Origin of the sequence: Desulfonatronum sp. SC1 (assembly GCF_003046795.1) — a bacterium.
Classification (GTDB): Bacteria; Desulfobacterota; Desulfovibrionia; order Desulfovibrionales; family Desulfonatronaceae; genus Desulfonatronum.
Map to the genome: position 1 here is coordinate 19,868 of NZ_PZKN01000010.1, position 24,757 is coordinate 44,624.

The 24,757-nt window shown below is 60.7% G+C and carries 21 protein-coding genes; 6 read left to right on the plus strand and 15 right to left on the minus strand.

Annotated features, from left to right (window positions below; translation table 11 throughout):
- The 14 genes from dnaJ to C6366_RS07240 form a co-directional block, all read right to left on the minus strand.
- Positions 1 to 1,107 carry a molecular chaperone DnaJ gene (gene dnaJ / locus C6366_RS07170; protein ID WP_107736648.1) on the minus strand — a complete coding sequence of 369 codons (1,107 nt, stop codon included), beginning with the start codon at positions 1,105 to 1,107 and terminating at the stop codon, positions 1 to 3.
- Positions 1,108 to 1,109: 2 nt separating this feature from the next.
- Positions 1,110 to 1,331 (minus strand): DNA-directed RNA polymerase subunit omega, encoded by a 222-nt coding sequence (rpoZ, locus tag C6366_RS07175; protein WP_107736649.1) that lies wholly within the window; start codon positions 1,329 to 1,331, stop codon positions 1,110 to 1,112.
- Positions 1,332 to 1,875: 544 nt separating this feature from the next.
- Positions 1,876 to 2,448: a tetratricopeptide repeat protein gene (locus C6366_RS07185; RefSeq protein ID WP_233248421.1), complete on the minus strand. Its 573-nt coding sequence runs from the start codon at positions 2,446 to 2,448 to the stop codon at positions 1,876 to 1,878.
- Positions 2,449 to 2,453: 5 nt separating this feature from the next.
- Positions 2,454 to 3,011: a cysteine peptidase family C39 domain-containing protein gene (locus C6366_RS07190; protein WP_158269682.1), complete on the minus strand. Its 558-nt coding sequence runs from the start codon at positions 3,009 to 3,011 to the stop codon at positions 2,454 to 2,456.
- Entirely contained in the window at positions 2,998 to 3,396 is a 399-nt protein-coding gene (locus C6366_RS07195) for a PA2779 family protein (protein WP_107736652.1), read from the minus strand. Before C6366_RS07195 ends, C6366_RS07190 begins: the two co-directional genes overlap by 14 nt.
- Before the next feature lie 52 nt (positions 3,397 to 3,448).
- Positions 3,449 to 3,646: a PLDc N-terminal domain-containing protein gene (locus C6366_RS07200; RefSeq protein WP_107736653.1), complete on the minus strand. Its 198-nt coding sequence runs from the start codon at positions 3,644 to 3,646 to the stop codon at positions 3,449 to 3,451.
- Between the two features lie 143 nt (positions 3,647 to 3,789).
- Positions 3,790 to 4,227: a histidine kinase dimerization/phosphoacceptor domain -containing protein gene (locus C6366_RS07205; RefSeq protein ID WP_107736654.1), complete on the minus strand. Its 438-nt coding sequence runs from the start codon at positions 4,225 to 4,227 to the stop codon at positions 3,790 to 3,792.
- Between the two features lie 112 nt (positions 4,228 to 4,339).
- Positions 4,340 to 4,540, minus strand: a complete 201-nt coding sequence (locus C6366_RS07210; protein ID WP_107736655.1) for a hypothetical protein — start codon at positions 4,538 to 4,540, stop codon at positions 4,340 to 4,342.
- Positions 4,533 to 4,901, minus strand: coding sequence for a hypothetical protein (locus C6366_RS07215; RefSeq protein ID WP_107736656.1), 369 nt, complete (start codon positions 4,899 to 4,901; stop codon positions 4,533 to 4,535). The genes C6366_RS07210 and C6366_RS07215 overlap by 8 nt, the downstream gene beginning before the upstream one ends.
- Before the next feature lie 774 nt (positions 4,902 to 5,675).
- Positions 5,676 to 6,014, minus strand: a complete 339-nt coding sequence (locus tag C6366_RS07220) for an HPr family phosphocarrier protein (RefSeq protein WP_107736657.1) — start codon at positions 6,012 to 6,014, stop codon at positions 5,676 to 5,678.
- Between the two features lie 384 nt (positions 6,015 to 6,398).
- Complete coding sequence (locus C6366_RS07225; RefSeq protein ID WP_107736658.1) at positions 6,399 to 9,197, minus strand: AMP-binding protein; 2,799 nt, start codon at positions 9,195 to 9,197, stop codon at positions 6,399 to 6,401.
- Between the two features lie 216 nt (positions 9,198 to 9,413).
- Complete coding sequence (locus C6366_RS07230; RefSeq protein ID WP_107736659.1) at positions 9,414 to 10,841, minus strand: sigma-54 dependent transcriptional regulator; 1,428 nt, start codon at positions 10,839 to 10,841, stop codon at positions 9,414 to 9,416.
- Positions 10,842 to 10,874: 33 nt separating this feature from the next.
- A complete protein-coding gene (locus C6366_RS07235) occupies positions 10,875 to 12,374 on the minus strand; it encodes an ATP-binding protein (protein WP_107736660.1) in 1,500 nt (499 codons plus the stop codon).
- Positions 12,371 to 13,750: a histidine kinase dimerization/phosphoacceptor domain -containing protein gene (locus C6366_RS07240; protein WP_158269683.1), complete on the minus strand. Its 1,380-nt coding sequence runs from the start codon at positions 13,748 to 13,750 to the stop codon at positions 12,371 to 12,373. Before C6366_RS07240 ends, C6366_RS07235 begins: the two co-directional genes overlap by 4 nt.
- Positions 13,751 to 14,450: 700 nt before the next feature.
- Between C6366_RS07240 and C6366_RS07245 the strand changes: the two genes are divergently transcribed.
- From C6366_RS07245 to C6366_RS07260, 4 genes are all read left to right on the plus strand, one after another.
- Positions 14,451 to 16,148, plus strand: a complete 1,698-nt coding sequence (locus C6366_RS07245; protein ID WP_107736662.1) for a DUF3365 domain-containing protein — start codon at positions 14,451 to 14,453, stop codon at positions 16,146 to 16,148.
- A gap of 433 nt (positions 16,149 to 16,581) precedes the next feature.
- Positions 16,582 to 18,729, plus strand: a complete 2,148-nt coding sequence (locus C6366_RS07250) for a Tex family protein (protein WP_107736663.1) — start codon at positions 16,582 to 16,584, stop codon at positions 18,727 to 18,729.
- 264 nt (positions 18,730 to 18,993) lie between these two features.
- Positions 18,994 to 20,358 (plus strand): Trk system potassium transporter TrkA, encoded by a 1,365-nt coding sequence (gene trkA / locus C6366_RS07255; RefSeq protein WP_107736664.1) that lies wholly within the window; start codon positions 18,994 to 18,996, stop codon positions 20,356 to 20,358.
- Positions 20,359 to 20,442: 84 nt separating this feature from the next.
- Entirely contained in the window at positions 20,443 to 21,894 is a 1,452-nt protein-coding gene (locus C6366_RS07260; RefSeq protein ID WP_107736665.1) for a TrkH family potassium uptake protein, read from the plus strand.
- A gap of 66 nt (positions 21,895 to 21,960) precedes the next feature.
- Here C6366_RS07260 and C6366_RS07265 read toward each other — a convergent pair whose 3' ends face one another.
- Positions 21,961 to 22,563 carry a nitroreductase family protein gene (locus tag C6366_RS07265; RefSeq protein ID WP_107736666.1) on the minus strand — a complete coding sequence of 201 codons (603 nt, stop codon included), beginning with the start codon at positions 22,561 to 22,563 and terminating at the stop codon, positions 21,961 to 21,963.
- Positions 22,564 to 22,835: 272 nt separating this feature from the next.
- Here C6366_RS07265 and C6366_RS07270 point away from each other — a divergent pair, with 272 nt between their 5' ends.
- Positions 22,836 to 23,639, plus strand: coding sequence for a 2-amino-3,7-dideoxy-D-threo-hept-6-ulosonate synthase (locus tag C6366_RS07270; protein WP_107736667.1), 804 nt, complete (start codon positions 22,836 to 22,838; stop codon positions 23,637 to 23,639).
- Positions 23,629 to 24,735, plus strand: a complete 1,107-nt coding sequence (gene mltG, locus C6366_RS07275) for an endolytic transglycosylase MltG (RefSeq protein WP_233248422.1) — start codon at positions 23,629 to 23,631, stop codon at positions 24,733 to 24,735. The genes C6366_RS07270 and mltG overlap by 11 nt, the downstream gene beginning before the upstream one ends.
- Positions 24,736 to 24,757 lie beyond the last annotated feature (22 nt).

A 24,757-nucleotide genomic window follows, 5' to 3' on the forward strand; every position in this document is an offset into this window, starting at 1 on the left:
TCATCCTTTGACCGCGTCCTTGGCCTTTTCAAAAAACCGTTTGACTTTTTTCATGGGCCGATCCTCCTCCAGACGGGCGAACTCCCGGAGCAGTTCCTCCTGCTTGCCGGTCAGTTTGGTGGGGGTCTTGACCTGAACTTCCACCAGCAGATCCCCACGCTGGGTGCTGCCCAGATGGGGCAGGCCAATGCCAGAAATCTGAAAAACATGCCCGCTCTGGGTGCCCTTGGGAACATCCATGGGCACCGGCTCATCCAGGGTGGGCACCTCGATGCGCGCTCCCAGGGCCGCGTCCACGAAGCTGATTTCCGTTTTGACCACCAGATTCTGGCCCTGACGCCGGAAGACTTTGTCTTCCTCCACGTGGACGACCACGTACAGATCGCCCGGCGGCCCACCGTGCAGGCCCGGCTCTCCCTCTCCGCGCAGCCGCAGGCGGCTGCCGTTGTCCACTCCGGCGGGTATGCGGACCTTCAGCTCTCTGGTTTTGCGGACAATCCCCCGGCCATGGCAGGCCCGGCACGGAGAGGTGAGGATTTCCCCCTGACCCTGACAAACCGGACAGGTCACGGCCAGACGGAAAAAACCCTGATTCTGGATCATCTGGCCCTGGCCGCCGCAATGCTTGCAGGTCTCGGGCCGGGTTCCCGGAGCCGCGCCGGAGCCTTCGCAGTCTCCGCAGACTTCATTTCGCGGGATCTGGAGTTCAACCTCCGTCCCCTTGGCCGCGTCGCGAAATGCCAGGGTCAAATTGTACCGCAGGTCCGCGCCGGCCTGAGGGCGTGGCCCTCGGGAGCCGAACCCGAAAAATTCGCCGAAAATATCGCTGAACGTGGAAAAAATATCCTCGTTGCTCCGGAAGCCCTGGAAGCCCGCGTTGTTCAGCCCTTCGTGGCCGAACCGGTCGTAGTGGGCGCGCTTTTGCGGATCGCGCAGCACTTCATAGGCTTCCGCGGCCTCCTTGAAACGAGCTTCCGCCTGCGGATCATCCGGGTTGCGGTCCGGATGATACTTCATGGCCAATCGGCGGTAGGCCTTTTTGATCTCGTCTTCCGCGGCGTCACGGGCCACGCCGAGAACGTCGTAAAAATCTTTTCGACCAGCCATGACTACTTCGTCAGGCCGACGATGCCGGCTTCCTGGATGCTCTCGGCGGGCAGCACCTTGCCCGCGGCAATTTCACGCAACGCGGTGACGATTTCCTTGTTGTCGCTCTCCACAAGCGAATGATACCCTTTGCGGTACTGTTGGACCCGCTTGATGGCCATCTGCACAACGAGAAATCGATTGTCCACCTGCTGCAAGCAGTCTTCCACGGTAATCCTGGCCATACGTCCTCCCCCTGTGAGCTGTTCGCACTGGTCTTTGAATTCGCAAAACTTTATTTTTTACCAAGAAACAGGAGTGGCGTCAATGTCCGCCTGAGATGGCAGGGCATCCGCATCGCCACCATGCACGGGGCCAAAGGGGGGCAGGAAGTATAAAGAATTGCCGGACCGCGGCCTGAGCGTGAAGCGGATCGTTCACCTGGGATCCTTCCACCGAACCCCCTCGGGCCAGGACCTGGCCGGGGATTGGATTGATCAGGAGAATTTCCCGTCCTGGTATGTGCCGCTGTTTCAGGTGGTTTGGAAACTAGTCCCGGAACTGAACAAGGCGAGGAGTCAAGCGAGGACGTGACCCCGCCAGTCTATTCACAGCGCTTGCGGCGATTATCCGTGTCCAGTTTGTGGAGGAGTCGCTTGCTTCCGTACGCCATCTCCAGGAGCAATTGATTGGATGCAAAATAAAAGACCTGCCTCCATGTCGCATGTCGCGCTGGCTTTCGAGGGCATAGACCGCCACGCTGTCGCGAACACCGTGCAAACGCTCCTGTCATTGAGATAATGTCGGGCGGTCCGCTGAAAGCTCGTCAGCCAGCTTTTGGACGGCTTGACGTAACGGATCATCAGGGGAGAGCCGGAGAAGAGCCTGTTCCAGAATATCCGCGGCCTCCGCGGTCTCTCCCAGTTCCGCGAGGATCAAGGCCCGGGTGCTGATGAAGGCGACGTTTCCAGGTGAGACGGCAACGGCCCGCTCAGACCATTTCATGGCCTGGCGGGTATCATTCACCTGAAGGAGGACGTAGGCGAGGTTGTTCATGGCTTCCGGGTTGCCCGGGTTGCGACGCAGGGCGCGCCGGTAACTGGTCGCGGCATCCGTCCAGTTGCCCATGGCCGCATGGATATTGCCATGATTGATCAGAGGTTGATCCCAAGCTCGGTCTTTTGCAAAGGCGGCGGCGTACGCCGCAAGGGCCAGGCCTCGGTCTCCGGAAGCTTCGTATGCGACTCCGAGGTCGTTATGCTCCGCTGCCGTGAGCGGATCGGAGAGCACGGTGATCCGCGGGAGCGAACAGGCCGAAATTCCCAGGAGCAGACCGCAGAGCATGATGACGCCGACGCGCACGCGGATCACTCCAGGTACAGATAGAGGTTGTTCATCCGGCTCCAGCGCTGCTTGAGCGTATCCGCGGCCATGAAGCGATATGCCTCGTGGCCGGAATGCATCAAGAACCCTTCCGGAGCATGGCCGACGAGGACTACGTAATGTCCCTGGCTGGTCGTCATCCGCCCCATATCCAGGAGTAAAACGACCGGATCGCCGGCATTGATCCGCTGCTCGAGAAAATCGAGATCGCCACGTCCCGTGACAGGAGACAGGCCCAGACTCCGGGCGTAATTTTCCATGTCCGGAAGTAGGGTCCTGCCCAAGGCCGGCGTGAAGACCTCCGCGGTAATCGTTGCCAAGGGGAGGGCATGATTCCGGTGGGTCAGAAGGGACGCCAGGGCGGCCGGACCACAGTCATTCTCCTGGTTTTGGGGTACAAAAGGAACATCCAGAAATATGCCGTCGGCGAACTGCTCCTGGACGTGCCCCGGCGCAGGTGAAATCCGCGGATGCAAGCCGCACCCCAAAACCAGAAGAACCAGGCCGAGCAGGACGATTGCCCGCAAGCTATTGGATAACAATGCGCCGATCGCTCACGCGAAGGATGACGACGACCAGCAGGATGATCAGGAGAACGCCGATGACCGCGCCGATGACACCGCCTCCGACATCCCCGGAAAGCGTCGCCAGTTGATGCAGTTGCTCGTCGCTCAAGGTGTCGAGTTTGGCGACGACCTCGGCCTTGCTCATGCCGTAGTCCTGAAGGCGCTGGGAGACGATTTTATGCTCCAGGGCCCCTTGAATGGTTGCAATTTGCGCTGTTCGCTCGGAAATGATTTCACCGGACGAGAGGCGACTCTGGGCGAGAAACGCCTCGGCATTGGGCGGAATAAAAGAGAAAAAACAAAAGACGGTCAGCACAGCCCAACACAATCGAGCGTTGAGAATCCTTTTTTGCCACGACATTGCACATCACCTCCAGGATAAAATTGTTGTATCATGGTTCGTGTACACACACTCAGCGCACCCTGGATCCGGCTGCTCGCGGCCCGGCAAAGAGCCAGATGATCAGTCCGAGCAGCGGGAGAATGAGGATCAACACCACCCAGATGACTTTCGACCCGTTGGACGCATTGCTTTGAACCGTCTGAATGATGGCCCAGACACAGGCGATCAGAATGATCAGCCCGAAGATTCCACCCACTTCAATTCTCATGATCCCCTCCCTGTGCCGCCAACGGGTTTCGACTGAACCGTTTCAGAAATGCCGCATCAGAAACGCGAGTGAGAAAAAAGTTCACCAAGCTGAACGTATACACTTCAATCAATCTTTTCAATCAATCTTTTCAATCAATCTTTTCAATCAATCTTGTGACGATGAGGAAATTCCTGTATCTTCCGCCCCCGGCGACGGTAGGTCAGGGAGAAATGACCTGGGTGGGCCAAGCATCTTGCCTGTCCGGCCCGGATTTCCGAGGAAGACAGGCCGGAATGGGTTTTGTCGCCGGGAAAAGCATACTTCAAGGCGTTGGTTGCCAGTTCGTTGGCGATCAGGCCGTAGGGAACGGCGATGCCCAGGCCGAGCTCGACGCCGTGCGCCTGCGCGACGCGGGAGATGTTCCGGCTTGGGGCCAGGGCAAGGCAGAGGTCGTTCAACAGGGTTTCGAGGTAGCCCTGAAAATCGATCCGGGACAGGTTTTCGTAGCGATAGAGTCGTTCGGGGACAAGGGCGATGGACTTGATCCCGCCGCCCAGATCCTGCAACACCGCGTTCGTGTCCGAATCCGCCCGGAGCATGTCCGTATGTCCGGGCGGTCGACATCGCGAAGAAAAGCGGACGGGACGGTCTTTTGCTCAGCCGGACTGAAGCGGTCGGCGTTGTCGGGAGCCTCCGCCCGTGGCTCCGGCTTCAATTCTTTGGAAAGCGGCTCCAATAATCAAACCAGGAGAGAGTTTTTTTGATCGCCTGGCGCAGTTCCCGCTCATAATCAGCCTTGGGCGGAAGCCGGGCCGTCCGCGCTTCGGATTCGTTTCGCCCTCCGGGATTCCACGCATTGTCGGCGACATGCCTGTTCGTTTCGTCGCGGCCCCGCGTTTGCTGTTCAAACATGGCCACTCCTTTGGTGCATGCGGGTTGGCGCCCTCATGGCGGATCGCGGAGCATGGCCCGTCCGCTCCAGAAGCTGCCCCGCCGTGTCCGACAGGGCCCGGCCGTCCTCGCTGGCCAGAAAATCGCGGATGGTCGCGAAGGAGTCAAAGGCCAAGGCCCCGTGAAAGGTTTTCGGCTCGGAAGACGGGAAGTGGTGGAGGGCCAAGGCCAGAATGAACCGTCCCACCGCGGTTTTATAGAGGGACAACTGAAGGCGCGTGTGAATGCTCGCGGTCATTCGCTGATCATCGACCGAGGCCACCAGGTCTCCGTTGAAGACCAGGTCCGGGTGGTTCATCCGTTTGAGTCTGATTTCCTGCATGGTTCGCTCCTGGCTTGTTGCACGTCGAGGTTTGCTCACACTCCTCACCACTTTTCAAAAAAAATGCCAACGACAAGCTCCTCGCAAAGACTTGGAATAGCTGACCATCATCCGATTTCCGAGAAACACGATCCGAATTGATTCTCATCAAGCAAGAATTATTCGTAACAAATGAAGAACCAAATACCTCTTTCACCAAAAATTGCGGCTGAAAAGTACAATTCCAGTTTCTTGAGAAAATGATGTTCGCGATACAAGAAATCTGTTGCCGCAATCCTGCACATTCAATTTTATCCTCGTATCTCAATGTGATGCCCACTCAGCATCTTTGGCGCCGATATTGATAGCCATCAGACATGGGTGCGTTCACCCGGCGGTGAAAGAACAGACGAATGGGACGTTTTCCAACCCTTATTTCGTGGGAACCAATCGGAACCGGCTGCTGGTGTTCTCTTGTGCACGGCCTGGTACGAAAACCTCGAATGCTTCCCAACCGGGAAGACGCTCATGAAACATGATCCGGACAAGGGGCGGCCCGCCTGATTGTCCGGTTGCACCAAAAAAACCGCCTCTCGATCGAGAGGCGGTTTTTTTGGTGCATTGCCGTTTTTACTTCAGCACGCATTTCATCAGGGAATTGGCCGGATTGTAGCACAGACAGTCCTCGCCCCTGCTCTTGTCGATGCTGATGTGTCCGAGATTAGGCAGTTCCACGGAATCTCCGTTTTCCAATGCCTTGACCGGAACGGAAAAAACAATGTCCAGATTTTTTTATCAGCGGCATCGCGCGTCTCCTTGTTGTTTGAGATCCCGGGCAATGTCGGCGCTCCAGGCGGAACATCGGTTCGTGTCCTCTCCCATTCCGTTTTCGAACAGGTCGTAAATATCCCGCACGGCTTTATCGGCATCGTCGCCCGTTGCCGCGACATCCACCTGTACGCCCGGCCCGAGAGCGAGAGACAGAACGTCCAGGATGCTCTTGGCATCCGCCGACTTCCGGGCACAACGCAGGGTGATGGCGCAATTGTAGGCCTGCGCCTTCCTGGCCAGGACCGCGGCCGGACGGGCATGCAAACCGTACTTGTTCTGGATGGAGACTTTCCTGACGATCATATATTCGCTTGCTCCTTTTTTGAGTATGCCGCGGCATCGGTCCGCGCCCCCCTTGGTCGGCGCTGATCAATACCGCGAACATGGCATGGAGCCAGAGCATTGTTCAAAAAGAATGCCACAAGCGGCCTCACCCAGCCTTTCGAATTTGCTGAGGATTTTTGCCTGGTTTGAACCGGCTGGCGTGTTTTTCATGCGATCCAAGAAATAATTCTCAAGAAACAAGAACAGGATGGATGCGCTGCTCCTCCCCTCAGGCCGGATCGGAGCGGATTCATTCCCTTTCGGCTGGTTCCGCGGAGAGGTGTGTCCCGCCGGTCATCGGTCTGGGAAAGCAGGGGTGCGTCGGAATAGTTGGAGGGCGTGACGACGGTGAGCTCCCGACCGTCAGGCTCGAGGTGCTTGGACGGCCTCATCGCGAAGGCGGGCGACGGTCTTTTCCAGAATCGTAGTGATCCGTTTGTGCCGATCTTGCCCCTCCCCGTTCTCTTTAGCCGCACTGCGCAGCATTGCGACATCGATGGGTTTTCCGAAGTGAACGATAATCTTGCTGGGCCGAGGCAGAAACCGTCCTGGCGGCAGGGCCTGTTCGGTCCCCTGGATGAACACGGGAATGACCGGAGGATCATATTCTCCCAGCAGCAGCCCGATACCTTGCCGGAAAGGCTGCAGGGTCCCGTCCGGAGAGCGATGTCCCTCGGGAAACCAAACCAAGGGGTGGCCCTGTTTCAGGACCAGCGCGCCGAAAGCCAGGCTGGAGGTCGGCCCTTTCTCCCGTTCGATGGGTATGATCTGGGCGATCCGGCTGAGGGTCCGGAGCACGGCGTTGCGGGCAACGACTCCCGACTCGCCTGCCCAGAAGCACCGCCGGGCCCGGGCATATCCGAGAACAACACCGATGGCGAACGGATCCAGATAACTGACGTGGTTTGGCAACAAGACAAACCGGCCGCTCCGGGGGACGTTTTCAAGGTTTCTCCCTTCCACGCGGAAGAGGATGCGCATGATACCGGACAGGAGGATATGGAACGGGGTGGCGATAACTAGGCGCGCCCATCCGCGCGGGTTGGCCAGTCGTTGTCGGTGTTCGGGAATGATCAGTTCCGGTTGCTCCAGAAAACGCCTTACTCCGCCTGAAGCCTCCTCCGCGTCGGACTCGGCGACCGTCTCCATCAAATCATGAACCGTGGCGATCCGCTGGAACTGGTCCTCATCCAGGCTGACCCCGACCACGTCCTCAATGGCCAGGGAGAGCTCGACCCAGCCCAGCGAATCCACGCCCAGATCATGTTCGATGCTGGATTCGGGAGAGAGCGGACCGTCCTTGTACCGACGGGCCAGCATGTCCCAGAGTTTCCGCACCCGGGCGTCTTCCAGCAAGGCCCGGTCCTCGCTGTTCATGGCGCTGGGGGGAACGGGACCGGAGCGCTGTTGCTCACGGCCTTTATCCCCTTTCTTGGCCGCCTCGTAGGCTTCTTTCAGCTGCTTGCGCTTCAGCTTTCCGAGCCGGGTCCGATCCAGAGGCGAATGCGTCAGCTCGATTTTGGATATCCGGTGATGCGACGGCAGCCCCGCTCCATGCCGGTCCAGAGCCTTGCGCACGATTTCGACCAACTCCCGTTCCGGGTGACTTCGCGAAACATCCTTGGCGGGCACGACCAGCGCGGCCAGTCGGCCTGCGTCCTCCAGCACGCCGATCTCGGCCGCCTCTGCGCACCCCGCATAGGCCTCCTCGATCTTTTCCGGATCGATGTTCTCAGCGCTTTCCAGAACGATCATCGTGGAAACCCGCCCCCGCGGATACACGTAGCCGTCCTCGTCGATTCGAGCCATGTCGCCGGTCCGGAACCAGCCGTCAGCAAAGCTCTCCGCGGTTTTCTCCGGCAAGTCGTCGTAACCGGAGAACACGCCGGGCCCCTTTGCCAGAAGCTCCCCCACCCCTTCCTGAGCTTTCCGGCCGTCCTCGTCTTCTGATTCCTTCTCGGGGAGAACGGACGGATCGATCCGCAATTCGACGCCCTTGACGGCCCGGCCCACGGATTCGTACCGGCCTTCATCAGGGTATCTCAGGGTGAGCAGGGGCGATGTTTCGGTCAGGCCGTAGCCCACGGCCACGGGCCAGCCCAGGGCCTCCAGATTGCGACCCAGTTCCGGGTCCAGCGGCGATCCCCCGGAAGCGAGCAGGCGCAGGCCGGGGCCGACTCGCTGATGGAGGGTCTTGAACAGCGCGCGGCCCGGCCGCCGTCCATGCCTGGCGCAAAGGCGACTAAAGGCAAGCAGGATGGAAAAGACGAGCGCGGACAATCGCCCGGAAGAGGCAACCCGGTCCTGAATTCCCTGGAAAATGGTGCTGTACAGCCTGGGAACCCCGAGGATGATGGTGGCTTGGCCCTCGCGCAGAGCCCGGGTGATTTCCTTGCCGACAAGGGCGCGGGGCAGAATAATGGGAATATTCAGAGCCAGCGGGGCCAGCATGCCGATGACCACGGGATAGACGTGGTGCAGGGGCAGCGGCAGCAGGAGCCGGTCGCCGTCCACGAGCAGCCCGGAATCCTGGATCATGCGTACCTGGGAAAGGATGTTTTGGTGCGACAGGGGCACGCCCTTGGGCGGCCCCGTGGTGCCCGAGGTGTAGAAGAGCACCGCGATGTCGTCCGCTTCGGGCCGAGCCGGCTTGTCGGGGGTGTCCGCCAGGAGGCGCTTCCAGCTTTGAGCCGTGGATGCCACCTCCTGTTCCAAATCCGTCTGATCTTCGGCGTCTTCCACATCCAGAAGATATGTCGGCGCATCCGGGGGAGGGTCGAGTTGCGCGAGGCGTCGGGCGATGCGTTTCGTGGTGAAAACCAGCCGCATCCGGCTGGCCTTGAACACATGGGTCAGGTTTTCGTCGCTTGCCTGGACGTCCACGGGGGTCATGACCGCGCCGATTCGGAGCACGGCCAGGGTGGCCACGATGAACCGCGCCGAGGCGGGAGCAAGCAGCAGCACTCGTTGTCCGGGCCCAACGCCTTGATCGCGCAACCCCTGGGCCAGCCGACCGGCCGCATCCCCAATGTCGTGAGCGGACCAAGTTTCGCTGGAGTCTCTGGTAAAACCGACCACCGCCGGAACATCGCCGGTCTGTTCCAGACATCCGGCCAGTTCGGCCAGGGAGTCTTCGAGTTTGCGGGATGGATTGCGTTGCATGGGATCAGGAAAAGTCGTTCGTGGATCGTTTCATGGCCGTTGATACCATGACAATCAAAAATGATGCCGAACCGAATCTCCTGCTGGAGGCCTTGTCAATACAGGATGTTGAAGAGCATCCGGGTTTCGTCGGAAGAACGTTTTCTCATGCGATAAGAACACATTCTTGCGAAACGGGAGCCGACTGGACTGCAAATGATCTCCCGGAGAGGACGCTCAGGGCGACCTGCCGGGGCGGGGAACGTTGTATTTCTTGAGCAGGCCGTAGAGCCTGGCTTGGCTGAGGCCGGAGTGCAGCACGGCCTTTTTGATGCTGTTGCCGGAGACCTGCATCAGATTGATCAGATAATCTTTTTCCGCTGTTTCCCGGATTCGGGCGCAGTATGCCTTCCAGTCAAGGTTGAAGTGCTCCGGCGAGGTTTTGTTCGGCTCAGGCGCTTTTCCGGGCGGAGGCGACGCTTCCGGCTGGGCACCGGTCGGCCTGGCCTTGAGAAACCGGACATGCAGTTCCCTGGGCAGATGCGCGGGATAAAGGACCCGTTCCAGGGGCGCGGAAGCCGCCAGAGCCTTCAGGGTGTTCACCAGTTCGCGCACGTTGCCCGGCCAGTCGTGCCGGGCGAAAAGATTCATCAATTCGGGCGAGGCGGCCTTGCCCGGCAGCCGTGAATGGCGGCAGACGGCCTCCAGGTGATGGCGGACCAGTTCGTCCAGGTCGTCGAGGCGATCCCGCAGCGGCGGGAGATGGATGGTCACGGTCCGCAGCCTGAACAGCAGGTCCTCGCGGAATTCCCCTTGTCGCGTCATCTCGTCCAGGTCGCGGTTGCTCGCGCAGACTAGGCGAAAGTTGCTGACCAGCTCGTGGCTTTGGCCCAGAGGGCGAAACGTTCTGCTTTCCAGGACCCGCAGAAAACTCTTCTGCAGCGCGGGCGGCAGCTCGCTGACCTCGTCCAGGAACAAGGTGCCCTTGTGGGCCCGCTGGATCAGCCCGGTCCTGTCCGTAAGCGCGCCGGTGAAGGCCCCCCGGCGATACCCGAACAGTTCGCTGCCCGCGATGGTCTCGGTCATGGCCGCGCAGTCCACGACTACCAATTCCTTGTCCCTGCGTGGACTGTTGGCGTGCAGGGCCCGGGCGAACAGTTCCTTGCCCGTTCCCGTCTCGCCCAGCAACAGGACCTCCGTCTCGCTTTTCGCGGCCTGGGCCATTTGTTCCAGGCAGCGCCGCAAGGCAGGACTGTTTCCGATGATCCCCTCGCGATGCACCGGCAGCGAGGCCAGCCTGGTCTTGCGGTATTCCAGGGCCCTGGTGCACGACAGCTTCATCTCCAACTGGGTGCTGGTCTTCTTGATGAAGTCCCAGGCCCCTTTGCCGATGGCCGTCTGTGCCAGCTCCGCCTCCAGGGAGCCGGTGATGACGATGATCTCCGGCGAGTCCGGCAGGCTTTTGAGGTCCGGAAGCACGTCCATGCCGTACCCGTCGGGCAGTTGCAGATCCAGAAAAATCAGGCTGAAGTCGCCGGACCGGGCCAGAGCGAACCCCTCGGCCAGGGTCGGCGCGTGGGAAACGCGATGTTCCTCGCCGGCCAGGACCTCGGCAAGGGCCACGCTGAACAACTGGTCGTCGTCGATGATCAAAATGTCGGCCATGGATGCTCTTTGCCTTGTTTGGTGACGGGTCGTTCAGTCCGCTTCCCGCGCGGCTCGCGCCGCCATGTCAGGCAGGGTGAAGGTGAAGGTCGATCCCTGGTTCGGCTCGCTTCGCGCCCAGATTCGTCCGCCGTGTTTCTCCACGAAATCCTTACACAGGATCAGTCCCAGCCCGGTGCCGTTTTCGCCTGTGGTTCCTTTTCGTGAGCTGACCTGATCCAGGACGAACAGTCTGGACATGACTTTCTGGTCCATGCCGATCCCCGTGTCCTGGACGGAAATCTGTACCGCGCCGTTATTTTGCCGCGCGGCGACCAGCACCGTGCCACCTGTTTCAGAATACTTGACGGCATTGGAAAGCAGGTTGCGCAGGACCGTGTTGAGCATCGACGTATCGGCAAACACGGCCAGATCATCCGGAACGACGTGAGTGAGCATGACGTTCTTGTGGTGTGCGACTCCCTGCATCAGATCGATGCACTCTTCGACCAGGTCGATCAATCTGTGGTCCTTTGGTGCGAAAACCGCCGCGCCTCGTTGCATCGCAGCCCATTCCAGGAGATTTTCCAACAGGGCGTAGAGGCTTTCCGCGGACTGCTTCATGTCCGTGCAGAGCCGTTGTATTCTGGTCGGCTCGAACCTGTGGTCGGATTGCGTGAGCAGCCGGATGAAGACGAGAAAGCCCATAAAAGGCGATCGAAGGTCATGGGCAATGATGGAAAAAAATTGGTCCTTCTCGGCGATGCTTTTTCGCAGTTGTTCATTCTTGCGGACGAGTTCCGCCTCGAATTGTTTGCGCTCGCTGATATCCCGCGCAAAACCCTGCACAATGCCGCCTGATTCCTGGGTCACCACTTTGGCGCTGACTTCCACGGGCGTACTGGTCCCATCCTTGCGGACCAGGTCTGTTTCAAAAACGACGCTTCCATTCTCCATCAGTTGCGCCATGCGTTGGGATTGGCGCCGTGCGGTTTCCGGTTGGACGATTGTTGCCAAGTTCGCGCCGACAAGCACTTCCCGGGCATGTCCGACCATGCGGCAGGCCGTTTCGTTGACGTCGAGTATCCTGCCCTGAAAATCGTGGATGAAAAGGGCGTCGTTGATGTTCTCCACGATGGTCCGGTACCGGTCCTCGCTCTCCCGCAACCGCATGTCCATGGCGTGCCGGTGCAGGGCCATCTCCAGACAGGCCGCCAGCTCACGCTCCGAGACCGGTTTGACCAGATAGCCGTAAGGGTTGCTGGCCTTGGCCTGCCGAAGGAGAGCATCCTCGGAATGGCTGGACAGGAAGACGACGGGTATCTCGGAGAAGGACCTGATCCGCCGGGCCGCGGTGACCCCGTCCATCTCTCCGGCCAGCCGGATATCCATGAGCATGAGATCCGGCTGTTCGGTCGTGGCCGCGGCCACGGCGTCCTCCCCCCGGGCCACGGGCCGCAGCGCGGTGTATCCCAGTTTGTCCAGCATGGTTTCCAGCGTTAATGCGAGGATGGCGTCGTCCTCGACCACGAGGATGCGTTGTCCGGGGTTCATGTTTTCCCTTCCCGGGCTTCAATGGTTATGGCGATCCTGGTTCCTTCCGAACGGTCCACCTCAATATGCCCGGAAAACTGGTGCGTGGCGATCATTCGAACCAGGCGCAGTCCGTAGGATTGCGCCGACAACGGATCGACGTCCGCGGGGATTCCCACGCCGTTGTCCACCACCTCCAGGGTACATCGTCCGTTCGCCGCGCGCATGGCCACCCTGATTTCACAGTCGCCTCCTCCATTCCGGGCTTCTCCTTCGGGAAAGGCGTACTTGAAGGCGTTGGTCACGAGTTCGTTGATGATCATCCCGCAGGAGATGGCCATGTCCAGCTCCAGGCTGACGCCCTGGGCATCGGCGATGAAGCGGATGTCGCCCCGGATGTCCAAGGACTGACGCAGTTCCTGTAGAAAGGTTTCCAGATAGTCCTGGCAGTCGATGCGGGCCAGATTGGCGCTGTGGTACAGTTTTTCGTGGACAAGGGCCATGGATTTGATCCGGCCCTCCAGATCCAGCAGGGCCGCGGCCCCGGCCGGATCGGTGACGTTTGATCGCTGCATAATCAGCAGGGCCGTGACCACGGCCAGGTTGTTCTTGACCCGGTGGTGCACCTCCCGCAGGAGCATCTCCTTTTCCGCGAGGGAATCCCGAAGCGCGTCGTCCGTGCGCAGGCGTGCGAGAAAATGGTGATGGATGCGCTGCCGGGCGAGCAACAGCCCCAACATTCCGAAAAGCCAGATCGGCCCGAAGGCGAAAACCATGGTCCGCCGCAGTTCCCGAAGGTTCCGGTCGGATTCTTCCCAGGGCACGGAAACACTGATCCCGCCCTGGATATCGCCGACCTTGTAGCCCTGTTCGGCATGGCACTTCAGACATCCTGTTTCCGTGAACATGGGGCGCATGAACCGCAGGAACAGCTCGTCGTCCATGCTTTCCAGGGAGACAACCTCGCTTTCTCCCTGTTCAAAAGCCAACAGGGCCTCTTTTTCCCATTCGTCCGGCACGTTTTCCGGCCGCAGCGGGCGCAGACCGGTGATGGTCCCGCGCAACCCGTACAGATCCTTGCCCAGTTCATGAACCTGCCGGGTCATGTAGGCCGGGTTGACCAGGGTCAGTTGCCGTCCCGAGGGCGTGGCGATGTCCCGGTCCGGAATATGGGACAGGTAAGGGTTGGGAGGCGTCTCGGGAGAAAGATGCACGTACAGGCCGCCCTTTTTGGCGGCCCATAGACGGTACAGCAGGTCCCTGGAGAAAGTATCCCGGGCGCTGGCCACGGCCACGTCGAAGGTCGTGGAATGGGCATGGCGATAGACCATCCCGGCCAGGATCACCAGGAGAATCGTCCAGAACACGGCCAGCAGCAAAAAAATCCTCTTCGGCATGGGCCGTTGTTCGCCGCGGAACGGATGTCCCGCAGTGACCGCGGGGTCGGTGGGCGACTTTGGATATGTGGTTGTTACGGGCATAAGCATGTGAGCCTTTGTCATGGCTCGGTCACGGTACCGTTGATCAGGAGGATAAATACAGGGTTGCCCCCATAGTCTGCTTTTGGTGAGATAGATTATGAAACAATGAAATGTAAAAGGACACGTACAAATTATCGATGTCGAGAACTATACCTGCGTTTTCGCCAATTCTCAATCAATGGCGTATGCCGTCCCAGGACGGTTGTATTCTTTGGAAGAAACATAATAGTTTTAAGAAATTTCGCCATATTCCTGAACAAATGCCTCGAAGTTGGCTAAAAGGTGCTTGCCATGTATCCGGAACACACCAAATGTACGCGGGGCAGGTTATTTATTTTAGCGTTTTCTCCGTAACCCATCCTGATCAGGATGGGGCGACGCGAACGCTGATATATCCACATGCGGCCGCCATTCCGGATATGGCCGGAGGAACAGGAATTCAGCTTGTGTTTTCTCATTGCCGCAAGCATGATACCTGACTCTTTTCAAGAGAAAGACGGCGTTCACGCAAGGCAATGATCCAGCAGCGAGATTCCCCCTGTTTGAAGAGCTGAAAGAATCATGGATTAAAGAGAGGAAGGGCGCAAAAAAACCGTATTCTCATCGGGGATTGATAATGCAGACAGCCAAACAGGTTCTCGATTCAGCAAAAAAGCATGAGGCGGACGGTCATGCCCATTATCAGCGGGAACAGCCTTCCCTGGGGCTGCAGACAAAGTTTCTGATCGGCACTTCCTTGATTCTCCTCGCTTTTTGTTTAGGAGGAGCTTTGCTCATTTACTTTTATGAACAGCGCCAGCTTATGGACAAGGCCTATGCCGAGTCGGAAATGGTCATGTCCGCGGTGGAAGCCACCAGGGCTTATGTTCGCGAGGAGCTGCGTCCCGTAATGCAGGAAGTTATGGGGTATGACTTTTTCCTGCGCGAGGCCATGTCCACCTCGTATGTGGCGAGAGCCTTCGCGGATCGTCTTTCACCGGCCCTGCCCGACATCGAGTATCGCCGCACCTCGATCAATGCCCGCAATCCGAAATATGAATCACGAGAATCCGAAGTGGAAATGATTGTCTATTTCCGGGAACATCCCGACGTTCTGGAGTGGCAGGGGTTAGTGGAGGTGGAAGGGCAGCCTGAATATCGCCGCTACAAGCCGGTCTACTTTGAACAGGAGTGCCTGCGCTGTCATGGCGATCCGAAACACGCACCGACGGAATTGATCGAGATCTACGGTTTTGCGGGAGGATTTGGACGCAGGGCCGGGGAACTGGCCGGAGTGATCTCCGTAGGCATACCCGTGGATGCGGCCCTGGGCCAGTTGAGGAGCAGGGCTGTTTCCGGGTTCCTGGTAATTTTCGCGACCCTGTTTTTCATCTTTGTCGCTCTGGGCGTCCTTTTCAATAAAATCGTCGTCTCCTCTCTTCGAGGCTTGTTGGTCTCCTTTCAGAAGTCTTCCGGCCATCAACAGGGCCGTCTCCAGGTCGAACCGCCTCGAGATGAGTTGAGTCTGCTGGGCGTCAGCTTCAACGCAATGCTGGAAGAGCTGCATGCTTCCAGAGAAAAAATGCAACTATGGAATACAACCCTCGAGCTGGAGGTGAACCGGATCAGGGAACAACTGGAAAAAGCCCAGGAACAGCTTGTTCATGCGGAAAAGATGGCCGCCTTGGGCCGCATGACCGAAAACGTAACCCATGCCATCAGAAATCCGCTGACGTCCGCGGGAGGTTTTGCCCGTCGCCTGGAAATGGTTGCCCAGAGTGAAGAAGAACGCCGTTATGCCGGGATTATTCTGGCCGAACTGCGCCGCCTGGAAAGAATGTTGAAGGAACTGCTCATCTATAGCCGCGAAAAAGCTCCTCTCGCGGCGAACCAATCCCTGGCCGAGGTGCTGCAAGGCGCCCTGGATCGCTATCAGCGACAAATCGATGAACGCGGGATTGAAATGCATGCGCGTATCTCTTCCGCGCTCCCCTTGATATCGATGGAAGTGGAGCAGATTGAGATTGTCGTGAACCAGCTGCTGGACAACGCCCTGGAGGCCCTGCCCGACGAGGGGCGGCTGAGCATCAGCGCGGAGGTTGTCGAAAAGGAGAAGCGTCGCTGGATAGAGCTGATTGTCGCGGACAACGGTCCGGGCGTGCCGGAGGCCATGACAGGCGTTCTCTTTGAGCCTTTCACCACGGCAAAAGATCTCGGCTCCGGCCTGGGACTGCCCATTTGCAAAAAAATCATCGAGGAGCATGGCGGATTCATCGAGGTTCACAGCTCGCCCGGACAAGGTGCCCGCTTTCACCTCTACTTTCCCGTGAATTAGTTTTCATCCGGTAACGGCCCATTTTCCTTTTGGCAGCGCCTGCCTGCCGTGTTCCTTGTAAAGTGGATACCATTGTCCAGACAAAAAAGGGCCGAGTTGATGGTGGAATCTGAATGATGAACACGTGGGGCCTTTTTTTACACCCGCGTATCCGCCCAGCAATCGCCCCACGCTTTCGGCATGGGTCGGACGGCAGCCGGGTGGATCGTCCATTGCCCCTCTTCAGGATGAGGAACGTGGGCGGCGATTTCTCGGTCGATGTTTTGAGAGTTTGATGCAGGTGTTTCTTTTCCAATGTCCGCGGCGGACAAAGCAATAGAGGACAAAGCAATAGAGGCGGGCAAAACAGGCTTGTCGAACCGGCCATCGCTGCCGCGGTAGCCACTGAAATGGGGCCGGGTTTCAACGGGAATCGTTTAGAGGAACAACGCAATTGACTCATATCAATCAGGTTGCCGCGCAGCTCGGCTTGACGGCGCGACAGGTTCAGGCCGTGGCGGATTTGCTCCGGGAAGGCTCCACCGAGGTGTTTATCGCCCGATACCGCAAGGAGGCCACGGGTTCCCTGGACGAGGTGGTCGTGCGCAAGGTGCGCGACGGGCTGGAGGCGTTGGCAGATATGGACAAGCGCCGGGCGGCCATGCTGGCCTCCCTGGAGGAACGGGAGCTGTTGTCCGATGCCTTGCGCACCGCCCTGGAAGGGGCCCGGTCCCTGGCCGAACTGGAGGACGTCTATCTTCCCCATCGGCCCAAGCGACGCACCCGGGCGATGATGGCCGCGGAGAAAGGGCTGGAGCCTCTGGCCGACCTGCTCATGGAACAGCGGGCCGCGGACCCGGTTGTTGCCGCGTCCTCCTTTGTTGATCCGCATAAGGGCGTGGAAACAGCGGAACAGGCCCTGGCCGGGGCCAGGGATATCCTGGCTGAGCGCATTTCCGAGGATGCCGGGGCCAGAGCCGCGATGCGCGCCCTGTTCACGACCAAGGCCCGGTTGCGGTCCCGTCCGGCCAGGGGCGCGGCCAAGATCGATCCGTCCGTTGCGGCCAAGTTCAGGGATTGGAACGACTGGGAGGAGCCCGCGGCAACCGCTCCCGGCCATCGGATTCTGGCCCTGTTCCGGGGCGAACGAGAGGCTGTTCTTTCCGTGGAGGTGCGTCCGGACGAGGCGTTGGCCGCGGCCGAGCTGGAACGCCGCTTCGTGCGCGGTGGGGGAGCGTGCGCGCAGCAGGTGCGCCTGGCTGTTCAGGACGGATACCGGCGACTGCTCGCGCCGTCCATGGAGACGGAACTGCGGGCGAACCTGAAAACCCGGGCTGACGCGGAGGCGATCGGCGTGTTTTCCGCGAACCTGCGCGAGCTGCTCCTGTCCCCGCCCCTGGGCCGCAAGCGGATCATGGCCCTGGACCCGGGATTTCGCACCGGGGCCAAGCTGGCCTGTCTGGACGAGCAGGGCGGGCTGCTGCATCACGAGACCGTTTTCGTGGTCGGGTCGGAACGGCAGGCAGCGGAATCAGCGCGGCGCATCCGGGAGTTGGTGGAGCGGTTCGCCGTCCAGGCCGTGGCCGTGGGCAACGGCACCGCCGGGCGGGAAACCGAGGCTTTTGTCCGCTCCCTGGGGTTGCAGGGCGTCTTCGTGGTCCTGGTCAACGAATCCGGGGCCTCGGTGTATTCCGGCTCGGACATCGCCCGGGAGGAATTTCCGGACCTGGACCTGACAGTACGTGGGGCCGTGTCCATCGGACGGCGGTTGATGGACCCCCTGGCAGAGCTGGTCAAGATCGATCCCAAGGCCATCGGCGTGGGCCAATATCAGCACGACGTGGACCAGGCGGCGTTGAAACGGGCCCTGGACGATACCGTCGTCAGTTGCGTCAACGCGGTGGGCGTGGAGCTGAACACGGCCAGCGCCGCCCTGTTGTCCTTTGTTTCCGGGCTGGGGCCGGCCCTGGCCAGGAACATCGTGGCCTGGAGAGATGAAAACGGGCCGTTCGGTTCCCGGCGGGATCTGCTCCGGGTGAAGCGGCTCGGGCCCAAGGCCTTTGAGCAGGCCGCCGGCTTCCTGCGCATCCGGGACGCGGACAATCCCCTGGACGCCTCGGGCATCCATCCCGAACGATACGGCCTGGTGGAGGGCATGGCACGGGACATGGGCGTCGGGGTGCGCGAACTGATGCGGGATGCCCGAATCAGGGCGGGGATTGATCCGTATCGCTATCTGTCCGAAGAGGCCGGGCTGCCCACGCTGACCGACATCCTGGCCGAACTGGATCGCCCCGGGCGGGACCCCCGGCCGATATTTGAACACTTTGCCTTTGCCGAGGGCATGCATCGTCCGGAAGACCTCTCCCCGGGCATGGTCCTGCCGGGCATCGTGACCAACGTGACCCGGTTCGGGGCCTTCGTGGACGTGGGCGTGCACCAGGACGGGCTGGTCCATGTCAGCCAGATGGCCGATCGCTTCGTCCGCGATCCCGCGGAAGTGGTCCGGACAGGCCAGCACGTCCGGGTCCGGGTTCTGGAAGTGGACCTGGAGCGCCGCCGGATTTCTCTTTCCCTGAAAGGGATGGTTCACGGGGGCTAAAAAAAGGCGGACACTTTTTAGCCGCCATAATCGCCCCAGGGGGACTGGACGGGGGTCAGGTCTTTTATAGCGTTTCCGGCAACCCCCTGTCATGGTTCCGTGAGCAACGCCAAACGGCTTGTGACAAAACCCCATGCAAACATCAAGAAAGCTCTGCTCTTCGCTGAGAGGGTTGTCTTGCGTGACGGTCCGAGCTGGCGTAATGAGCCCATCGGAGTGGTTCACGAAATGAGCCGTCAAACCATGGCAAGGAGCATCCGCCGCATGCGCATCGTGATCATTGGAGCCGGGGAGATCGGGTTTCACGTGGCCCAGCGCCTCTCGCAGGAGCACAAGGACGTGGTGGTCATCGACAAGAGCCCGGAGGCTCTCAGGCGGATCAGCGATCACCTGGACGTGCAGACCATTCTGGGTTCCGGGAGCAGCCCGGTGCTTCTGGAGCAGGCCGGGATCCAGCAGGCCAAGCTGTTGTTGGCGGTCACGGACAGCGATGAGACCAACCTCACGGCCTGCCTGTTCGCCCGGGCCCTGGCCCCGGAACTGACCAAGCTGGCCCGGATCCGCAACCAGGAGTACCTGCACTACAAGTCCACCCTGACCCGGGAAATCCTGAACATCGCCCACGTGATCAATCCGGATCAGGAAGTGGTCCTGGCCCTGGAACGGATGCTGGAGGTTCCCGGAGCCATGGAGGTCAATCCCTTTGCCGGGGGCCGGGTCAAACTGATCGGAGTCAAGGTCTGCCCGGACAGCCCGTTGATCGGCGTGCGGCTGATGGACATCCCGGACCGCTACCGGGACAACCGGTTCATCATCGCGGCCATCGTCCGCGACGAGAGACTGCTGATCCCCACCGGGCCGGACGCCTTGCGCAGGGAAGACGTGGTCTACTTCATCTGCGGCGGCGACCGGGTCGAACGCGTCCTGCCCCTGTTTTCCCCTTGCACGACAAAGATCCGCAACGCCATGATCGTCGGCGGAGGCAGCGTGGGGCTCTTGGCCGCCAAAGCCCTGGAACGCAAAGGCCTGTCCGTCAAGCTCATCGAACGCGACCCGCAACGCTGTGAAAAGCTGGCCGGGGAACTGGACAAGACCATCGTGCTCCACGGCGACGGCTCGGACGGGGATCTGCTTCAGGAGGAGGGCATCCGGGAAATCGACGCCTTCATCGCCCTGACCGGCGGCGAAGAGACCAACGTCCTGCTTTCCCTGCTGGCCAAACGGCTGGGCGCGGCCAAAACCATCACCAGGATCAACAAGTTCGCCTACATTCCCCTGGTCCGGGCCATCGGCCTGGAAAACGTGATCAGTCCCCGGATTTCCGCGGTCCACACCATTTTTCGCCATGTCCGCCGAGGCAAGGTCATTTCCTCGGTCTTCATCCGCGGCGAGGAGGCCGAGGCACTGGAAGCCGTGGCCCAGGAGAAGTCGCCCATCGTGCACAAGCCGATCAAGGATCTGCGGTTTCCCAAGGGCGCGCTGATCCTCTGCGTGATTCGCGGCGAAGAGGTGATCATTCCGGACGGGAACAGCGTGATCCGGCCCGGCGACAGAATCGTGATCCTCTCCATCCGGGCGAATATCTCCAAGGTGGAACGGGCATTGGCCGTCAAATTGGAATACATCTGAAATCGTGATCAGTGGCTTGTGTCCGGTGATTCGTCCGAAGCAAGCCACAAGCCGTCCGTCACGGGTCACTGCAAGGAAAACGCCATGCACTGGCGAGGCATCTTCTCCTACACCGGCGCGATCATCGCCGCCGTGGGTCTGCTCATGCTCCCGGCCCTGGGTTGTTCGTTGTATTACGGAGACGCGGGCGTCACGCCCCTGCTGTTCTCCATGGTCTCGGTCAGCCTCGGGGGGGTAGCCCTGTACCTGGTTTGGCGCAAGCACGCCCCGGAAACCGTGACCAGCCGGGAGGCCATGGCCGTGGTGGCCCTGTGCTGGATCAGCGCCGGGCTGGTCGGAGCCTTGCCCTTTTATCTCGGCGGAATGTTCGACACCTTCACGGACGCTTTTTTCGAGTCGGTCTCCGGCTTCACCACCACGGGCTCCTCGGTGCTTACGGACATCGAGGCCGTGGCTCCGGGGCTGCTGTTCTGGCGGAGCATGACCCAGTGGATCGGCGGCATGGGCATCATCGTGCTGTCCGTTGCCGTGCTGCCCATTCTCGGGGTGGGCGGCATGCATCTCTACCGGGCCGAATTTTCCGGGGGCAGGCAGGACCGGATCAAGCCCCGGGTCCGGGCCGCGGCCTTGTCCCTGTGGAAGGTCTACCTGCTGTTTTCCACCGTGCTGGTGGTTCTGCTGCTGCTGGGCGGGATGAATCTCTTTGACGCCCTGTGCCACATGTTCGCCACCATTGCCACGGGCGGTTACTCCACCAAGAACCTGTCCATGGGCCACTACCAGAGCGCCTATCTGCACCTGGTGGTCACGGTGTTCATGTTCCTGGGCGCGATCAATTTCGCCCTGCATTACCAAGCTCTGCGCGGACGCCCCCTGGCCTTGTGGCGCAATTCCGAGGCCCGCTTCTTCACCCTGCTGGTCCTGGGCGCCATCGCCGTGATCGGCCTGACCCTTTGGGCGAACCGGACCTACGAAACCCTCGGCGAAGCCTTCCTGTACAGCGCCTTCAACCTGGTCTCCATCATCACCACCACCGGCTACGCCACCGCGGACTTCGCCCTCTGGCCGCCCCTGGCCGCGGCTCTTCTTTTCGCGGCCATGTTCATCGGCGGATGCGCCGGGTCCACCTCCGGAGGCGTGAAGTGCATGCGCGTCCTCTTGGCGGTCAAGCATATGTACAGGGAAAGCTTCCGGGTCATCCATCCCCAGGCCGTGGTCCAGGTCAAGATGAGCGGCAAGCCCGTGGAGGAAAGCGTGATCAGCGGCATCTGGGGGTTTCTGGGCCTGTTCGCGGCTCTGTATCTGGTGCTGTCCCTGTTGCTGGCCGCCATGGGCCTGGACCTGGTCACGGCCTTCAGCGCGGCCATCGCGGCCATGGGCAACATTGGCCCGGGCTTCGGCGGCGTGGGCCCGGCGCAGAACTTCGCCCACCTGCCCGCCGCCGCCAAATGGCTGCTCGCCTGGGGCATGCTCCTGGGACGGCTGGAACTCTACGCCGTGATCATCTTCCTGCTGCCGGCCTTTTGGAAGGCATAGCGATCAAAACCGGCGGGCGGCGGAATGCATGAAGGAGGTACTCCTTCACCCACGTTCTCCGTTTTCTCAGACGAGATGCCGCGTGACCTCTTGCGCTGGGACTTTGTTCGGCCCCTTGATCGTGCGATCCGTGTAGCCCAGGGGGATGACGGCCATGAATTCGCCCTCGGGCTCGCCCAGGAACCGGCGCACGTCCTCCTTGATCAGGAAGAGGATTCCCAGCCAGACCGAGCCCAGGCCCAGCGAAGTGGCCGCCAGGAGCAGGTTCTGCACCGCCGCGGCGGAGCTTTGGATTTCCATGGTCCGGAAGAAGTCGCGCGCTTCCGAAATGTCCAGCTTGAACAGCTTCTCGCCCCGGGCGATCAGGTTGCCGGTGTTCACCACGGCCACCACGATGGGCGCGCTGGTGATGCTCCGGGCCGCCATGCGCAGCAGGGAGGACGAAGGCTTGGGAAAGTCGGCGGCTCGTTCCGTGGTCAGCCGGGCCAGCTCCATCTTCTTGTCCCCGCGAAGCACGATGAAACGCCAGGATTGCTCGTTATGCGCCGAAGGTGCCTGGTTGGCAGCGGTCAAGACCGCGTGGACGGTTTCGTCGCCGACCTCCCGGTCCGTGAAGAGCCGGATGCTGCGGCGGGCCGCGATGGTACGCAGGGTTTCGTTGTCCAGCATGCAAGGAACCTCTCACTGCTTTGGGTCATTATGGTTCATGGGTGCGGAAACGATAGGCCGGGCGCGGACGCAAAGCAAGATTGGATCTTTTTTATCTTCCGGATTTGCCCGCTTCATGTTCAGCCTTGCATCCGGGAGTCGACGGATTGATCGCCTGATGCAATGAGCGCGCCTTTGCGCTTGATTTTTGGAACCACTCCTGGCTAGATCATCCCTTCAACGGATTATTCCGGGTTTCCGCCCTTTCAACCGCCCTCACAGGAGTCAGCGCCATGCATCTTGGAAAACAGATCAGACTGGAACGGATTCTGAATCGCGATACCCGGCGGGCCATCATCGTGCCTCTGGATCACGGCGTGACCGTGGGGCCGCTTTCCGGCCTGACCGACATGCGCCAAACACTGAGCCAAATCGCCACCGGCGGGGCCAATGCCGTGGTCATGCACAAGGGGTTGGTTCGGTGCGGGCACCGGGGCAGCGGGCCGGACATCGGTCTGATCATTCACCTCTCGGCCAGCACCTCCCTCTCCCCTTTCCCCAACGCCAAGACCCTGGTGGCCTCGGTGGAGGAAGCCCTGCGCCTGGGCGCGGACGGGGTTTCAGTACATGTCAATCTGGGCGACGAGAACGAGCGGGAAATGCTGGAGGACATGGGCCGGGTCAGCGCCGCCGCGGCTTCCTGGGGCATGCCCATGTTGGCCATGATGTACGCCAGGGGGCCAAAGGTGCCCAACGAGTATGACCCGGAAGTGGTGGCCCATTGCGCCAGGGTGGGCGTGGAGTTGGGCGCGGATCTGGTCAAGGTGCCGTATACAGGGGATATGGACAGCTTCCAGCGGGTGGTCGACGCCTGCTGCGTACCCGTGGTCATTGCCGGAGGGCCGAAGATGAACAGTGTTCGTGACGTGCTCCAGGTCGTTTCCGACTCCATCAAGGCTGGAGGGGCCGGACTGTCCATAGGCCGAAATATCTTTCAGGCAGAAAAACCGAAATCCCTGCTCAGAGCCATGCACGGCATCGTCCACGATGACCTGAGCGTGGACCAGGCCATGGAGGTGCTGGCCCGTGACGGTTGATCGCCCGAATCCGGATTTTGAATCCGGACAGCCCGGTCCGGACCTCCAGGTTGCAACGCCTGTCGGCAAACCCAGGGGCCGGTTGCGCAAGGCTTTTCTTTTTTTATTGGTCGTCCTGCTGCTTGTCGGCGGCGCGGCGGCCTGGGACGCTTACCGATTCCTGCATGTTCCGCCGGAGCAGCCGGGGGAAACCCGCCTGGTGGACATCGTCCCAGGCATGTCCATGGTTCGAATCAGCGGGCTCCTGGAGCGGGAAAACATCGTTTCCAGCGGGCAGCGGTTTCGCATCTACGCGCAACTCATGGGACTGGGCGCGTCGGTCCAGGCAGGCGAATTCGCGCTGAACACCGGCTGGACGCCTCGCCAGGTCCTGGACGTCCTGACCACCGGCCGGGTCCACCTGCACCGGTTGCGGATCCCCGAGGGCCTGACCTGGTGGCAGACCGGACGGATCGTGGAGGAATCCGGGTTGGCCAGCTTCGAAAACTTCGCCCAGGCCGTATCGGACCCGGAACTGCTGCGCCGATTCGACATCCCCGCTGACCACGCCGAAGGCTTCCTGTTCCCTGAAACCTATTTTCTTCCTCGGCCTCGAAACCAGGACGCCCGGCCCATCGTGGAAATGATGCTGGAGATGTTCCGAAGGGCCACGGATCAGCACCTCTGGCCAAAAGGCCGTCCCGACCCGGAAACGGTGCGGGACCTGGTAATTCTGGCCTCCTTGGTGGAAAAGGAAACCGGATTGGCCGAGGAACGCGAACGGGTGGCCGGGGTCTTTGCCAACCGGCTGCGCATCGGCATGCGCCTGCAGTGCGACCCCACGACCATCTACGGCCTGGGGCCGGACTTTTCCGGGCCGCTGCTCAGACGGCACCTGGACGACCCGGGCAACCCCTACAACACCTACATGCACGCGGGGCTGCCGCCGGGGCCCATCGCTTCTCCCGGCCTGGCCTCGCTGCGGGCCGCGCTCCAGCCCGAAGAACACAACCTGATCTACTTCGTTTCCAACAACGACGGCTCGCACACCTTCAGCCGCACCCTGGAGGAGCACAACCGGGCCGTGCGGCAGTTCCGCCGCGGCCAGGGCAGATAGCCGCGTCGCCGTCGCGACGCGC

Bases quoted from the DNA above. Each gene is read 5' to 3' on its own strand.
- dnaJ (WP_107736648.1), bottom strand. From the start codon at position 1,107: ATGGCTGGTCGAAAAGATTTTTACGACGTTCTCGGCGTGGCCCGTGAC.
- rpoZ (WP_107736649.1), bottom strand. From the start codon at position 1,331: ATGGCCAGGATTACCGTGGAAGACTGCTTGCAGCAGGTGGACAATCGA.
- C6366_RS07195 (WP_107736652.1), bottom strand. From the start codon at position 3,396: ATGTCGTGGCAAAAAAGGATTCTCAACGCTCGATTGTGTTGGGCTGTG.
- C6366_RS07200 (WP_107736653.1), bottom strand. From the start codon at position 3,646: ATGAGAATTGAAGTGGGTGGAATCTTCGGGCTGATCATTCTGATCGCC.
- C6366_RS07205 (WP_107736654.1), bottom strand. From the start codon at position 4,227: ATGCTCCGGGCGGATTCGGACACGAACGCGGTGTTGCAGGATCTGGGC.
- C6366_RS07210 (WP_107736655.1), bottom strand. From the start codon at position 4,540: ATGTTTGAACAGCAAACGCGGGGCCGCGACGAAACGAACAGGCATGTC.
- C6366_RS07215 (WP_107736656.1), bottom strand. From the start codon at position 4,901: ATGCAGGAAATCAGACTCAAACGGATGAACCACCCGGACCTGGTCTTC.
- C6366_RS07220 (WP_107736657.1), bottom strand. From the start codon at position 6,014: ATGATCGTCAGGAAAGTCTCCATCCAGAACAAGTACGGTTTGCATGCC.
- C6366_RS07225 (WP_107736658.1), bottom strand. From the start codon at position 9,197: ATGCAACGCAATCCATCCCGCAAACTCGAAGACTCCCTGGCCGAACTG.
- C6366_RS07230 (WP_107736659.1), bottom strand. From the start codon at position 10,841: ATGGCCGACATTTTGATCATCGACGACGACCAGTTGTTCAGCGTGGCC.
- C6366_RS07235 (WP_107736660.1), bottom strand. From the start codon at position 12,374: ATGAACCCCGGACAACGCATCCTCGTGGTCGAGGACGACGCCATCCTC.
- C6366_RS07240 (WP_158269683.1), bottom strand. From the start codon at position 13,750: ATGCCGAAGAGGATTTTTTTGCTGCTGGCCGTGTTCTGGACGATTCTC.
- C6366_RS07245 (WP_107736662.1), top strand. From the start codon at position 14,451: ATGCAGACAGCCAAACAGGTTCTCGATTCAGCAAAAAAGCATGAGGCG.
- trkA (WP_107736664.1), top strand. From the start codon at position 18,994: ATGCGCATCGTGATCATTGGAGCCGGGGAGATCGGGTTTCACGTGGCC.
- C6366_RS07260 (WP_107736665.1), top strand. From the start codon at position 20,443: ATGCACTGGCGAGGCATCTTCTCCTACACCGGCGCGATCATCGCCGCC.
- C6366_RS07265 (WP_107736666.1), bottom strand. From the start codon at position 22,563: ATGCTGGACAACGAAACCCTGCGTACCATCGCGGCCCGCCGCAGCATC.
- C6366_RS07270 (WP_107736667.1), top strand. From the start codon at position 22,836: ATGCATCTTGGAAAACAGATCAGACTGGAACGGATTCTGAATCGCGAT.